The sequence below is a fragment of the Cohnella algarum genome, assembly GCF_016937515.1.
Classification (GTDB): domain Bacteria; phylum Bacillota; class Bacilli; order Paenibacillales; family Paenibacillaceae; genus Cohnella; species Cohnella algarum.
Genome location: NZ_JAFHKM010000002.1, coordinates 1,604,925 through 1,619,286, shown reverse-complemented (window position 1 = coordinate 1,619,286; position 14,362 = coordinate 1,604,925). Strand labels below are relative to the sequence as shown.

General features: G+C 58.7%; 10 protein-coding genes and 1 pseudogene. 10 read left to right on the top strand and 1 reads right to left on the bottom strand.

All coding sequences use genetic code 11. From position 1 onward, the window contains the following. Window positions 1-47 precede the first annotated feature (47 nt). On the top strand, window positions 48-1,001 hold the full coding sequence (locus tag JW799_RS28440; RefSeq protein WP_240353196.1) for an alpha/beta hydrolase family protein: 954 nt from the start codon (window positions 48-50) through the stop codon (window positions 999-1,001). Window positions 1,002-2,213: 1,212 nt separating this feature from the next. Here JW799_RS28440 and glpK (JW799_RS07285) read toward each other — a convergent pair. Further along, window positions 2,214-3,758, bottom strand: a complete 1,545-nt coding sequence (gene glpK, locus JW799_RS07285; protein WP_205432867.1) for a glycerol kinase GlpK — start codon at window positions 3,756-3,758, stop codon at window positions 2,214-2,216. A gap of 354 nt (window positions 3,759-4,112) precedes the next feature. Between glpK (JW799_RS07285) and JW799_RS07280 the strand changes: the two genes are divergently transcribed. The 9 genes and pseudogenes from JW799_RS07280 to JW799_RS07240 all read left to right on the top strand — a co-directional run bounded on the left by JW799_RS07280 (window position 4,113) and on the right by JW799_RS07240 (window position 14,305). Beyond that, window positions 4,113-4,691: a glycerol-3-phosphate responsive antiterminator gene (locus tag JW799_RS07280; RefSeq protein WP_028598486.1), complete on the top strand. Its 579-nt coding sequence runs from the start codon at window positions 4,113-4,115 to the stop codon at window positions 4,689-4,691. Further along, on the top strand, window positions 4,692-6,188 hold the full coding sequence (glpK, locus tag JW799_RS07275) for a glycerol kinase GlpK (RefSeq protein WP_205429280.1): 1,497 nt from the start codon (window positions 4,692-4,694) through the stop codon (window positions 6,186-6,188). A gap of 165 nt (window positions 6,189-6,353) precedes the next feature. After that, window positions 6,354-8,026 (top strand): annotated as a pseudogene (locus JW799_RS07270) (glycerol-3-phosphate dehydrogenase/oxidase). Between the two features lie 252 nt (window positions 8,027-8,278). Beyond that, window positions 8,279-10,612: a DNA topoisomerase 3 gene (locus JW799_RS07265; RefSeq protein WP_205429278.1), complete on the top strand. Its 2,334-nt coding sequence runs from the start codon at window positions 8,279-8,281 to the stop codon at window positions 10,610-10,612. A 181-nt stretch (window positions 10,613-10,793) separates the two neighbouring features. Then, the gene (rlmH, locus tag JW799_RS07260) at window positions 10,794-11,273 is read left to right on the top strand and encodes a 23S rRNA (pseudouridine(1915)-N(3))-methyltransferase RlmH (protein ID WP_205429276.1); all 480 of its coding nucleotides are present in this window, start codon (window positions 10,794-10,796) and stop codon (window positions 11,271-11,273) included. Window positions 11,274-11,381: 108 nt separating this feature from the next. Then, window positions 11,382-11,795, top strand: a complete 414-nt coding sequence (locus tag JW799_RS07255) for a hypothetical protein (protein WP_205429274.1) — start codon at window positions 11,382-11,384, stop codon at window positions 11,793-11,795. Window positions 11,796-11,807: 12 nt separating this feature from the next. Beyond that, entirely contained in the window at window positions 11,808-12,656 is an 849-nt protein-coding gene (locus JW799_RS07250) for a serine/threonine protein kinase (RefSeq protein ID WP_205429273.1), read from the top strand. Window positions 12,657-12,668: 12 nt separating this feature from the next. Further along, window positions 12,669-12,836, top strand: a complete 168-nt coding sequence (locus tag JW799_RS07245; protein ID WP_205429272.1) for a hypothetical protein — start codon at window positions 12,669-12,671, stop codon at window positions 12,834-12,836. Window positions 12,837-13,084: 248 nt separating this feature from the next. Beyond that, complete coding sequence (locus tag JW799_RS07240) at window positions 13,085-14,305, top strand: IS256 family transposase (RefSeq protein ID WP_080831775.1); 1,221 nt, start codon at window positions 13,085-13,087, stop codon at window positions 14,303-14,305. Window positions 14,306-14,362: the final 57 nt, after the last annotated feature.

Genomic DNA, 14,362 nt, shown 5'->3' with positions numbered 1-14,362 from the left:
AATGACAGCGCTGTCACCCGCTAATAAAACTCAGAAGGAGTCTGCACATGGCACAATCTCGATCGTTTTGGAAAAAGCCGCAGGGGCTGCTGGCCATTTCGTTGGCGCTTATGATCGTCGGAAGCTTCCTGGCCGGCATGTTCCACACCTCGTTCTACTCGGTAAAAGTAAAGGAAATCTCGTTCGATGCCGATCACGGCCAGCTTCACGGGCTGCTGTACATGCCGGAGGGAGCGGGCCCCGACAATCCGCGGCCGGTCATCGTGACGACGCACGGCTATTTGAACTCGAAGGAAATGCAGGACGCGCCCGCTATCGAAATGTCCAGACGGGGCTACATCGTCCTGGCGCTGGACCAATACGACCACGGCGACTCCCGCTGGACGACCGACATTCCGGTCGACCAGATGTTCTCGACGTTCTGGATCTATTCCCAGTTCGACGCGGCCAAATATATTTACGACCAGCCGTACACCCTGAAGGACGAGAACGGCAACGCCTACGTCGCCGTCAGCGGCCACTCCATGGGCGGGTTCTCGTCGCTGCTCGCCATGTATTTCGACGAGATGAACGCCCTGCAGGCCGGGCACCGCATGATTCATGCGGGCATCGCCGTCGGCGCGGACTTCTCCTACGCCTCCGCGGTCGCGCCGCAGGATCAGCTCCAGGCCGCCTTCGGCAGCCGCACGGTCGGGGTGATCGGGGGCAATACGATGAATTTTTCTTCAACAAATCAGACGCGGAGAAAACTCCGTCGGAGCTGGAAGTGCAGGGAACCGTTACGCGCAAGGATTTCGTCGCGACGCTGTCGGGCAAATCGTTTCTCGGCGTGCCGGCGGATCAGCAGGCCGAGGCCGGCAAGTTTTATACCGTGCAGTCGGGCGACGTTCTGGTGGAGGAGAAGGCGGTCCGGCCTTCGGAGACGGGCGAGCGCATCATTTTCACGCCGAATCAGACCCACCCGTGGAACCACTTCTCGCCGACGGTCACGGCCAACTTGATCGATTTTTACAACCATGCGTTCGAAGGCGTCGCCACGTCCGACATCCGGTCGGAGCTGGGCTCGGGCAATCAAATTTGGTGGCTGAAGGAAGCCTTCAACGGCGTCGCGCTCGTCGGCTTCTTCCTGATGTTCGTCCCGCTGATCGGCCTGCTGCTCAAAGCGCCGTTCCTGCGCAAGTCCGTGACGGAATCGACGGCCGCCGTACCGGCGCCGGCGACCGGCTTGCAAAAAGCGCTTTTCTGGATCGCGTTCGCCTTCAGCGTGCTCATCCCGGCGATTTTGTTCCCGACGCTGATGGACAAACAAGAGGGCGGAATGAACGCCCTTGTCGTCATCTCCCTCGTCCTGCTCGGTCTGGGCGTTGTCGGGGCGATCGCCGGCTTCGCGGCGAAGAAAAGAAACATCGGCACGGGCAGCGCGCTGCTGGCAGTCGTGTCCCTCGTCATGTGGCTCGTCTTCGACAATGCGGGATCGATTCTGCAGCTCGGATCGACGTTCAACGAACCGACGACGAACCAGATCGGCTATTGGGCGATTTCGGTGGCGCTGATCTTTGCCTTCCTGACGATGGCGTTCCACTACTTCTCGAATAAAGGGGCGGGAACCTCGTTCGGCCAGTACGGCATCAGCCTGAACCCCGTCGTCATCGTCGCCAGCCTGTGCACGGCGGCGATCGCGGTCGTCGTCGGCTATGCGCTCCTGTTCGCGCTGCAGGCCGTTTTCGGAACCGACTTCCGCTTGTGGGTGCTTGCGGTCCGCACGTTCGAAATGGAGCACGTCGTCACCGCGCTGCGGTACCTGCCGTTCTTCCTGTTCTACTATTTCGTCAGCGTGGTGGCGCTCAACGCGAACACGCGGGGACGCAAGGGCGGCTATCTGCTGTCCGTCGTTCTGAACGTAGGCGGGCTCGTGCTGTGGCTGATCGCCCAATACGGCAAAGACTTCCTGACCGGCGTCTCGCTGTACCCGGATCAAGCGTTGAACGGCATTCTGCTCTTCGCGCTCGTTCCTTGCCTGGTCGTCGCGGCGGTCTACGCCCGCAAGCTGTTCGAGAAAACGAACAACGTCTGGCTCGCCTCCTTCGTGAATACGATCCTGTTCACCATGATTACGGTCGCGAACACGGCGTTGTTCTGGAATCTGGTCTGACGACACCTAAAAAAGCCCTTCGGCCTGGCGGCTGCGCGCCGTCTGCCGAAGGGCTTTTTGCTTATCGTTTGCCGTTTGGGCTCTTCGTTTTGAAGGCCATCGCGGCATGAACGGCCTGCACCCATCCTTCGTACCGCTCCTGCCGGACCTCCTCGGCCAGATCGGGTTCGTACGTTCGATCCTTGCCGGTCCGAATTTGCAGGGAAATCTCTTCCTGATCCCTCCACAACCCGACGGCAAGTCCGGCCAGGTACGCGGCTCCGAGCGCGGCCGTCTCGAGCACCCTCGGCCGTTCGATCGGGACGTTCAGCAAGTCCGCCTGCCACTGCATCAGAAATTCGTTCGCCGCGGCGCCTCCGTCCGCCGTCAGCTTGACGAGCCTGATTCCGGAGTCCGCCTCCATCGCCGTCAAGACGTCCTTCGTCTGGTACGCGATCGACTCGACGGCCGCCCGGATGATATGGTCCTCCGTCGTTCTCGCGGTTAGCCCGAAGATGGCTCCTTTCGCCTCCATGTCCCAGTAAGGGGCGCCGAGGCCGACGAACGCCGGCACGAAATAGACCCCGTCGGCCGAGGGAACGGCCGCCGCGTGCTCGTCCGAATCCGATACTTTCCAGATCGTCTTCAGCCCGTCCCGCAGCCATTTGACTACCGCGCCGGCAATGAAGATGCTCCCCTCCAGCGCGTAAACGATCTTGCCGTCGATGCCCCAGGCGATCGTCGTCAGCAGCCCGTTGTCGGACGAAACCGGCTCCGAGCCGGTGTTCATCAGCAAAAAGCAGCCCGTCCCGTACGTGTTCTTCGCCATTCCCTTCTCGAAGCAGGCGTGGCCGAACAGGGAAGCGTGCTGGTCGCCCGCCATCCCCGCGACCGGGATGGGGACGGGGAACAGGGATTCGGAAACGTAGCCGTAAATATGGCTGGAAGGCTTGACCTCCGGCAGCATCGAAGCCGGAATATCCAGCATGCGCAGCAGTCCGGGATCCCACTCGAGCTCATGAATGTTGAACAGCAACGTTCGGGAGGCATTGGAGCAATCGGTGGCATGCACCTTGCCGTCCGTAAGCTTCCACAGCAGCCAGGTGTCGATCGTGCCGAACAGCAGCTCCCCGCGCTCGGCCATCTCGCGCGCCTGGGGGACATGGTCCAGAATCCACCGGATTTTCGAGCCGCAGAAGTACGGGTCGAGAATGAGCCCCGTTTTTTCCCGCACCGCCGGTTCGAAGCCTTCCGCTTTCAGGCGGTTGCAGATGTCCGCCGATTGCTTGCTCTGCCAGACGATCGCCCGATAGATCGGCTGGCCCGTCAGCCGGTTCCAGACGACGGTCGTTTCTCGCTGATTCGTGATGCTGATCGCGGCGATCTGCTCGGGGGCGACGTCCGCCCGCTGCAAAACCTCGTACATGACCGCGGACTGGCTCTCCCAAATTTCCTCGGCGTCGTGCTCGACCCAGCCGGGCCTAGGATAATGTTGCTTGAATTCTTTTTTGGCGACGGCCTTCGGATTCCCCTTGCGGTCGAACAGAATGGCGCGGGAGGCGGTCGTGCCCTGATCCAGCGTAAGGACGTACTTGGCGTTCCCGGCGTTTTCGGCGTTTTGGCGGATGACGGTAACCTCCTTGTGCGGAGCGCACGCAAAAAGAAAAAGCCGGCAGCTAGCCCTTCGCGAGTACGCAAGGACTAGCTGCCGGCTCTGCTTCTCCGTGGCAGCCTGCAGATTAATTTATTTTCTATCATACTTGACAAATTCAGGATGTCAATGCTTGGCAAGCCGAATGCCATCCGAAAAAAGACGCTTTCATATAGACACTCCTTTCCGTTTGGTTTATAATGTGCTCAAGTTGATATGTGTGGCGGAGAAAAGGAGAACACGCGAATTGGGTCCTCGTCGGACCGGTTCGTCATTCTCCTTTTTTGTCATTTAAGCCCCCCGTTCAGGGGAGCGGAGGGAGAGGCCGACATGAATTTCCGTAACCAGAGCGTATTGCCTGCTGCCCGGAAAGTGAAGGATTTGGAGAAGCTGATCAAGCTGTCGTACGAATATATCGTGATCCTCGACACCCACATCAGTCAGATCCGGCCGATCGTCGATCTGGCGAAATCGCATGGCAAGAAGCCGATCCTGCACGCGGATTTGATCGAAGGACTGAAAAACGACGAATACGCGGCAGAGTATTTGTGCCAGGTCGTAAAGCCGGCGGGCATCGTGTCCACCCGGGCCGGCGTCATCGGGAAAACGAAGCAGAACGGGCTGCTGGCGATTCAAAGGCTGTTCCTGCTCGATACGAACGCCCTGGAAAAAAGCTACGCCATGTTCGAGAGGACGAAGCCGGACTTCATCGAAGTCCTTCCCGGCGTCATTCCGCACATCATCGCGGAAGTGTCCGAACGGACGGGGATTCCGATTTTCGCCGGCGGCCTGATCCGGACGGTGAACGACGTCGAACAGGCGCTTCGCGCCGGGGCGTCGGCGGTAACGACGTCGAATTACGAGCTGTGGAAGCATTTCGAGCCCGCAGGGCGGAAAGGGGAAGGTTGAGTGTCGCAGAAATACATTTTGGCGATTGACCAAGGGACGACGAGCTCCCGGGCGATCGTGTTCGACCGGCAGGGCCGCATCGTCAGCACGGCGCAGCAGGAGATCAGGCAATATTTTCCGCAGCCGGGCTGGGTGGAGCATGACGCAAGCGAAATCTGGGTATCGGTGCTGGGCGTGATCGCCAGCTCGCTGTCCCAGGCGGAAATTCTCCCCGAGCAGATCGAGGCGATCGGCATCACGAACCAGCGGGAGACGGCGGTCGTATGGGATCGCCATACGAGCCGGCCGATCCATCACGCGATCGTCTGGCAGTCCAGGCAAACGCAGGACATTTGCGAGGAGCTGAAGCGGCAAGGGCATGAGGAGCGCTTCCGCGGGAAAACGGGCCTGCTGATCGACCCTTATTTTTCCGGGACGAAGATCAAGTGGCTGCTCGATCACGTCGAAGGAGCCCGCGAGAAGGCGGAAAACGGCGATTTGCTGTTCGGCACGATCGATTCTTGGCTCGTCTGGAAGCTGAGCGGGGGCAAGGTTCACGTCACCGACTATTCCAACGCGTCCCGGACGCTTCTCTACAACATTCACGAGCTGGCCTGGGACGAGGAATTGCTCGACATTCTGGGGGTTCCGGCGTCCATGCTGCCGGAGGTGCGCTCTTCGTCGGAGGTGTACGGCCGGACCGTCAAGCACCACTTTTTCGGCAACGAGGTGCCGATCGCCGGCATCGCGGGCGACCAGCAGGCGGCGTTGTTCGGGCAGGCCTGCTTCGAAAAAGGGATGGCCAAAAACACGTACGGAACCGGCTGCTTCATGCTCATGAACACGGGCGACGAAGCCGTCCGCTCCGAGCACGGGCTGCTGACGACGATCGCCTGGGGCATCGGCGGCCGGGTCGAATACGCGCTGGAAGGGAGCGTATTCGTCGCCGGATCGGCGATGCAATGGCTGCGGGACGGCCTGCGGATGCTGAAGCAGACCGCGGACAGCGAGACGTACGCGACCCGGGTGTCGTCGTCGGAAGGGGTGTACGTCGTGCCGGCTTTCGTCGGCATGGGCACGCCCTATTGGGACAGCGAAATGCGGGGAGCCGTATTCGGGCTTACGCGGGGAACGACGAAGGAGCATTTCGTTCGGGCGACCCTGGAATCGCTGGCCTATCAGACCAAGGACGTGCTGGACGTGATGGCCGTCGATTCGGGCTTGCCGCTCAAAGGCTTGCGCGTGGACGGCGGCGCGGTGCGCAACGATTTTCTGATGCAGTTCCAGAGCGATCTGCTCGGGGCGGAGGTCGAGCGCCCGGTCGTCAACGAGACGACTGCGCTCGGAGCGGCGTATTTGGCCGGGCTTGCCGTCGGCTACTGGGCGGATAAGCAGGAGATCGCCGACGGCTGGAAGCTGGAGCGGACGTTCCGGCCGGCGATGCCGGAAGTCGAGCGGGACCGCGCGTACGCGGGGTGGAAGAAGGCGGTCCAGGCCGCCATGGCGTTCAAGCCGTAATGGGGCGGCCGTTTGCTTTCGTTCTTTCGGGTAAAATGCTATAATCACTTTAACAAGTTCATACACGGTAGGAGATCGGGAGAACCACGGACGTTCCCGCCGCGCTTGCGCGGCGGGATGGCAGTGGTTCTTTTTTTACATTAACGGGAAAATGAGGGATGACGGATGAACGGAAACTACGGTACGGATCGCCGGGGACGGCTGTCGGAATTGGAAGACGGCGTGTTCGACGTTTTGATTATCGGCGGCGGGATTACGGGCGCGGGCATCGCGCTGGACGCCCGGAAGCGGGGGATGTCGACGGCGCTGATCGAAATGCAGGATTTCGCGGCCGGGACGTCGAGCCGTTCGACGAAGCTCGTGCACGGGGGGCTGCGGTATTTGAAGCAGTTCGAGGTGAAGATGGTCGCCGAGGTCGGGAAGGAGCGCGCGGTCGTCTACGAGAACGGCCCCCACGTGACGACGCCGGAATGGATGCTGCTGCCGTTCTATCAGGGAGGGACGTTCGGGGCGTTCACGACGTCGATCGGGCTGCGCGTATACGATTTTCTGGCCGGGGTCAAGCGCGAGGAGCGCCGCAAAATGCTCAGCAAGGAAGAGACGCTGGCCAAGGAGCCGCTGCTGCGGCGGCAAGGGCTGAAGGGCGGCGGCTACTATGTGGAATACCGGACGGACGATGCCCGCCTGACGATCGAGGTCATGAAAAAAGCGGTCGAAGCCGGAGCGCGCGCGGCGAACTACGTCAAGGCGGAGGAGCTTCTGTACGAAGGGGGCAAGCTCGTCGGAGTCGTCGCCCGGGACGTCATCGGCGGCGGGACGTACCGGATCAAGGCGCGCGAGGTGGTCAACGCCACCGGTCCCTGGGTGGATACGCTGCGCGAGCTCGACCGCTCCAAGGAAGGGAAGACGCTGCGGCTGACGAAAGGCGTTCATCTCGTGTTCGACGGACGGAGGTTTCCCCTTCGTCAGGCGATTTATTTCGATACGCCGGACGGCCGGATGGTGTTCGCGATTCCCCGCGAAGGCAAAACATACGTCGGCACGACCGACACCGACTACGCCGGAGATACGGTCCATCCCCGCATGAGCGAGGAGGATCGGGACTATATCCTGGCCGCCGCCAACGGCATGTTCCCGGACCTGAAGCTGACCGGAGCGGACGTCGAGTCCAGTTGGGCGGGATTGCGTCCGCTGATCTACGAAGCGGGCAAGTCGCCGTCGGAAGTGTCGCGGCGGGACGAAATTTTCGTCTCGGCTTCCGGGCTGATCACGATCGCCGGCGGCAAGCTGACCGGTTACCGCAAAATGGCGGAAACGGTGACCGACCTTCTCGCGGCCAAGCTGCGGGAAGCCGGGCGCGGGCCGTTCGAGCCGTGCGGCACGAAGACGCTGCCGATCTCGGGGGCGACGTGGGGGGATCGCGGCAGTTCCCGTCCTTCGTGCAGAAGATGACGGAAGCCGGCGTGAAGCTCGGCTTGACGAAGGAGGCGGCGGAGCGGCTCGCCCGCCGGTACGGGTCGAACGTGACGGCCGTGCACGACCGGATCCGGAACGGGAAAGGGAAGGCCGATCCGAACGGGCTTCCGCCCGAGCTGCGGGCGGAGCTGCTGTACGCGATCGAGGAGGAGATGGCGGTCAAGCCCGTCGATTTCTTTCTGCGGAGAACGGGGGCCGTTCTGTTCGACATCGACTGGGCAAAGCGCTGGAAGGAAGCCGCGATCGATTTCATGGCGGACTGCCTGGCCTATTCGGACGAGCAGAAGCGCGAGTATACGGAAGAGCTGGAGCGGGAGCTGGCCGCGGCGTCGACGCCGAGCGAATCGCTCGGCGGCCGTTAAGGGGCCCGGAGGCGTTGTTTGCGCGGCGCGCGCTTGATGCAGGACGCCCATCGAGCGCATGGCGCGCACGGCGTGTACGACTCGAAAGCAAGCAAAACCCGTCGCAGGGTCGGAATGAACCCCGCGATGGGTTTTTTCGCGTTTCGATTTTCGGGCCGGCAGCGGGGCCGGATGTGGTAAAATGGAACAAAGCCTTGCGGATCGGAAAGCCTCCGTCGCGTATTCTAGTGAATCCGGAAAGGGACATGCCTTGTGAAAACGCTGGTAATCGCGGAAAAACCCGATATGGGCCGCAACATCGCCTCGGTCATCGAGCCGAAAGCGAAAAACATGCGGAGTTATCTGGAGGGGGAGCGGTACATTATCACGTGGGCGATCGGCCACCTGATCGGACTGGCGGAGCCGGATCGTTACGACGACAAGTACAAAAAATGGAATTTCGGCGATTTGCCGATCATTCCGGAGCAGTTCAAGCTGCTGCCGAACCCGAAGACGAAGGATCAGCTTGCCGTTATCCGCGAGCTGGCTTCGCGCTGCGATTCGCTTGTGAACGCGTGCGACGCCGGGCGGGAGGGACAGCATATTTTTTCGTTGATTCGGCGGCATTTGGGGCTGCGGCAGCCGGTGCGGCGGCTGTGGATTTCCGACCTGACGGCCGAGACGATCCGGCGCGGGTTCGAGGAGCTGAAGGACGAGGCGGAGTACGCGAACTTGACCGAAGCGGCGCGGGCCCGGAGCGAAGCGGACTGGCTGATCGGGATGAACGGGTCGCGCGCGTTCACGACGAAGCATAACGAGCTGCTGTCGGTCGGCCGGGTGCAGACGCCGGTGCTGGCGCTTATTTACGATCGGCAAAAACAGATCGAGGCGTTCGATTCGATGAAGTTTTACGAGGTGGCCGGGCTGTTCGAGCAGGGGGCGACGTCTTACCGCGGCTTGTGGCAGGGCGACCGGATTCTCGATCCGGCGAAGGCGGAGGCGATCGCGGCCAAGGCGAAGGGCAAGACCGGCGCGGTCGAGAGCTACGAGGTCAAGGACACGAAGGAGTATCCGTTCAAGCTGTACGACCTGACGCTGCTGCAGCGGGACGCGAACGGCAAGTTCGGTTTTTCCGCGAAAAAGACGCTCGACGTCGCCCAGGCGCTGTACGAAAAGCACAAGGTCATCTCCTACCCGCGCACGAACTCCAACTACGTCAACGAGGAAAACATTCCGGAAATGCACCGCATCCTCGACTCGCTGCGCGGGGCGGACGACTACCGGGACTTCGTCGCGGGAGCGGACAAGCGGTTCGTGCACAAGGGGAACCGGGGCGTCTGCAATCCGGCCAAGGTCGAGGATCACCACGCGATCATGCCGACGATGAAGCGGGCCGGGGCGCTGAGCCCGGACGAGCGAAAGGTGTACGATTTGATCGTGCGGCGGTTCCTGTCGCATTTCTATCCGGCGGCGGAGTACAAGGTGCATACGGTGATGACGCTAGTCGAGCAGGAACGGTTCAAAACGACGATCAAGCAGCTGCTGTCGCTCGGCTGGAAGGCGCTGCTGCCGGACGGCGGCGCGGGCAAGGACGGCGGACGCAGCGGGAAAAAAGCGCGCGGCGGCGGCGGGGCCTCGGCGGGCGCTTCGGGCAGCGGGGACAAGGAGCAGGAGGAGCCGCTCGAGGAGACGGACGCTCCGTTCGAGCTGGACGCTTCGCAGCCTGTCTTGTGCGCCGACGCGGAAGCGAAGGAGAAGGAGACGCAGCCTCCGAAGCACTATACGGAGGGCACGCTGCTCAAGGCGATGGAAAGCGCGGGCAAGCAGATCGAGGACGACGAGCTGCGCGACGCGATGAAGGACTCGGGGCTCGGAACCCCGGCCACGCGCGCGGCGACGATCGAGCGGCTGAAGCAGGTCGGCTACATCGACATGCAGGGCAAGAAGATCGTCATTACGCCGAAGGGCCGCACCGCCGTCGAGCTTATCCGCGGCGCGGGCGTCGAGCTGCTCACCTCGCCGGAGATGACCGGCCAGTGGGAGAAGCGCCTGAACGAAATCGCCCGCGGCCAGGCGTCGGCGGAGACGTTCATGAACAACGTGAAGCGGTTCACGGTGCAGATCGTCGACAAGGTCCGCGTGCAGCCGCCCGCGGTCCGCACCGCCTTCGGGCGCGGCGAGGCTGGCGGCGTCGGCGGCGGTTCCGCGCCCGCGGGCGGCAAGTCGCGCCGGGCCGCGGGCAAGGCCGCCGGCGCGGCTGCGCCCGCCCGCACGCGCCGCCGCAGCGCGGTCGCGACAGCCGCGGCCCCCGCGCCGTCCGCCGCCCCTGCCGCGCCCGCCGTCATCGGCGCGTGCCCGCGCCCGGGCTGCGGCGGCCAAATCTTCATGGGCCGCAAAGGCTACGGCTGCAGCCACTACAAAACCGGCTGCTCCTTCGTCATCTGGAAGATGAGCTTCGGCCGCAGCCTCACCGACGCCATGGTCCGCAGCCTGATCGAAAAGGGCAAAACGGGCAAACTTAAATTCAAGAACGGCGCTGGCGAAGCGTACGAGGCTCGCATTTTATTGGTCAATCCGGGCACGGGTGAGCTGGCGCTGGAAGCTTGACCGTCCGGAGATGCCGGATTTCGGAAAGGGAACGATGGCCGCGTCCCGGGAGGAGGAATCGCGGGGTGCGCGGTCTTCGGGGCCGGTGCGTCATCGTTCCCTTTTTTTCGCTTTATCGCGATATCCCCTTCACTCAGAACCCGGGCCGCCGCGCGGCTTGGCCGGAAAGGAAGAACCCTTTTTGCATATCCAGATCGTCTCCGTCGGCAAGCTGAAGGAAAAATACCTCGTCCAGGGCATCGCCGAATACGTCAAGCGCCTCGGCCCCTACGCCCGCATCACCCTAACCGAAGTCCCCGACGAAAAAGCCCCCGAAATCCTCAGCCCCGCCGAAGAACGCCAGGTCAAGGACAAAGAGGGCGAGCGCATCCTTTTGCAATTGAAGGACGACGCGCACGTCATCGCCCTCGCCATCGGCGGCGAGCTCTGGTCGTCCGAAGACCTCGCTTCCCATCTCGACAAACTCGCCACCTACGGCTCCAGCCACGTCGCCTTCGTCATCGGCGGCTCCCTCGGCCTGTCCGACGCCGTCTTAAAGCGCGCCGACAAGAAGCTTTCCTTCGGCCGTCTCACCTACCCGCACCAACTGATGAGGCTGATCCTGGTGGAGCAGGTGTATCGGGCGTTTCGGATTAATCGGGGGGAACCGTATCATAAATAACGGCAACGATTTTTATTCAGTAACCATAATTTATATGGTAAAATTAGGGGTATCAGATGTCTTGAGGCACGAACCAACATGAATTGCAATTGAATGGGGGAACATAGGGTGTTTTCAGATGAAAAAACTTTGGTACTAAGTTTTGTGAGTCAACTACATACTAATATCTCACCGTGGGGTGAAGTCAAGTGTGCAACGGAATTTGATTACCAGCGAGGAAGAACAGACATCGTTGCTGTCTCTACAAACGGAAAAGTTATTGCAATTGAGGCCAAGCTCATTAAATGGAAACAAGCATTACAGCAAGCTTATCGCAATCAGTGTTTTGCCGACTTATCATATGTGCTTCTCCCTGAAACGGAAGTGGATAACGCTGTTAAGCATAATTTAGAGTTCAGTAAGAGAGGTGTTGGTCTGTGCTGTATTACGGATCAGGGTATAAGTATTGTTCAGGATGCAAGTGACTCTGAACCACTGCAACCATGGCTTAGGGAGAGAGCATTAGAGTTTGTTCAATGCTAGGGGGACGATCTTATGTCGACTGTTCTGGAGGATGTCGCTCGGGCTATATGTGATGAGTTAAATTTAGATTTTATTGGTGGCAGCGGGGAGGGAACATTTAAGGAGACATACCATGTCATTAATCAGCATGGATTTAACATTGCTTTAAAGGTTTTCAAATCTGGTAAAATAAGCGAGAGAACGAAACGAGAAATAGATGCAATGCTTGTTTGTAATCATCCCAACATAGGGAAGCTTATTCAGGTTACTAAATACGAGTACAAAGGTCAGAATTATTTATATTTACTTGAAGAGTTTCTGCTAGGCGGCACATTGACAGAAAAATTAAAGCTCAGAACCATGAATATTAGCGAGTTCTATCTTATAGGTAATTCATTAATCGACGCACTTTCTCATATTTCGTCTCATGGCTTAGTACATAGGGACATAAAACCTGATAATATTATGTTCAGGGAAGATGGTTTAACCCCCGTCATTGTTGATTTTGGTTTAGTCAGGGATTTGAACAGCGAGTCATTAACTCAAACTTGGCTGATGCAAGGTCCAGGTTCACCATATTTTTCATCTCCAGAACAACTTAACAATCAAAAAGAACTAATTGACTGGAGGTCCGATCAATTTTCCCTAGGCATTACTTTTTCGTTATCTTTGTTAGGTATGCATCCTTACGGTTTTATCGGAGATGATCCAGGTGATGTTGTTAATAGAATAATAAGACGTAGCAATTTTAGTACAGAATTTGAACACTTTTGCCGAGAATGTAAGCTAGACGTATTATTCAAAATGGTCTCCCCTTGGCCGATTGGTAGATATAGAACACCGAAACAACTGAAGGATGCTTGGAACTTATACAAAGTATAGGGGGATTTATGTATGGGTAGCTATCATCAGATGGGACATGACACGATTAATCTTGTATCAGATCAAAATCTGAATCAATATAAAGGAGCAGTTCTTAGTCCGGTTAACTACAACGAGGAAAAAGTTATTGCTCAAGTGGTAGGAATGAGGCAAAAAGGAGCCATTCCTGTAATGAATTAAAATGCGGTTTGCAAAACAAAAAGCGCCTCCTGTATGCTGGGTCTCGGAATGGTGCACATTCACTGCCCTAATTAAGAGGAGGACGCTCACTATGAAGTTTAACCAATCGAGCAAGCAAAATCAACGGATTTCGAGAATTTCTGAAACAACATTGGTCATCGGGACGGATATCGCGAGAGTCTGTAAAATACTTTGTGTAAACTCTCAAACCTACTAAAATGAAATCATGGAGAGGTTGGGGAGCACACATGGGATTATGGACGAAAGAGCAGCTGCGGAGTTTCATCAAGGAGAATAATCTGGTCACCGCACAGGATGCGCAGAATGCGCTAAAGGACCTGTTTGCCGAAACGCTGCAAGAAATGCTAGAGGCCGAAATGGATACGCACCTGGGCTATAGCAAGCATGACGTGCAGAACAAGCAGACGAAGAACAGTCGCAACGGTAAGAGCAAGAAAATCGTCACTAGCGAGTACGGCGACCAGGAGATTGCCGTGCCACGGGATCGCCTGGGCGAGTTCGAGCCGCTCGTGGTGAAGAAGCATCAGTCCAACGTGACGGGGATCGAGGATCAGATCGTCGCCCTGTACGCCAAAGGCGTCAGCACGCGGGAGATCCAGGACCATCTGCAGAATCTCTATGGTTTGGAGGTCTCGCCAACCTTTATTTCCAATGTCACGAATAAGATCATTCCGCTCATCAAAGAGTGGCAGAATCGGCCGTTGCAGGGCGTATACGCGGTCGTCTTCCTGGACGCCATCCACTTCAAGGTGAAGCAAGACGGGGCGATCGTGAACAAAGCTGCCTACATGGTCATTGGGATCGACATGGACGGCAACAAGGACGTGCTGGGCATGTGGATCGGCGAGAACGAGTCCGCGAAGTTCTGGCTGAGCGTCTTGAACGATCTTAAGAATCGCGGCGTTCAGGACATCCTTATCACCTGTGTCGACAACCTCACGGGCTTCTCCCAGGCGATCTCTGCCTGTTATCCGAAGACGGAGATTCAGAAGTGCATCATCCACCAGATCCGCAACTCCACGCGCTACGTCTCCTACAAGGATCTGAAGAAGGTGACGGCCGATCTGAAGCCCATCTACAAGGCTGCTACGGAGGAAATGGCTCTGCTGGAACTCGACCGCTTTGAGGAGACGTGGGGCGCCAAGTATCCCCTTATTGTCCGCTCATGGCGCAGCAATTGGGACGAACTCGCCACCTTCTTCAAGTATCCGCCTGAGCTTCGTAAGCTCATCTACACGACGAACATGATTGAGAGCTATCATCGCCAATTGCGAAAAGTCACCAAAGGGAAAAGCATCTTCCCAAGCGACGAGGCGCTACTGAAAATGCTGTACTTAGTCACGATGGACGTCACCCGCAAATGGACCGGTCGTGTTCAAAACTGGGGACAGATGCTCCTGCAGCTCTCCGTCTTCTTTCCGGACCGGATCGGCCAGCACTTACCTTGAGGAGGCTAATCTCCCCTTCGGAGAGATGCCTATAAAAGAGTTTACACAAAATTATTG

What these genes read in the sequence shown, in the direction of transcription:
- JW799_RS07245 (WP_205429272.1), top strand. Translation starts at nt 12,669, where the DNA reads ATGGGTAGCTATCATCAGATGGGACATGACACGATTAATCTTGTATCA.
- JW799_RS28440 (WP_240353196.1), top strand. Translation starts at nt 48, where the DNA reads ATGGCACAATCTCGATCGTTTTGGAAAAAGCCGCAGGGGCTGCTGGCC.
- JW799_RS07280 (WP_028598486.1), top strand. Translation starts at nt 4,113, where the DNA reads ATGAATTTCCGTAACCAGAGCGTATTGCCTGCTGCCCGGAAAGTGAAG.
- JW799_RS07240 (WP_080831775.1), top strand. Translation starts at nt 13,085, where the DNA reads ATGGGATTATGGACGAAAGAGCAGCTGCGGAGTTTCATCAAGGAGAAT.
- JW799_RS07250 (WP_205429273.1), top strand. Translation starts at nt 11,808, where the DNA reads ATGTCGACTGTTCTGGAGGATGTCGCTCGGGCTATATGTGATGAGTTA.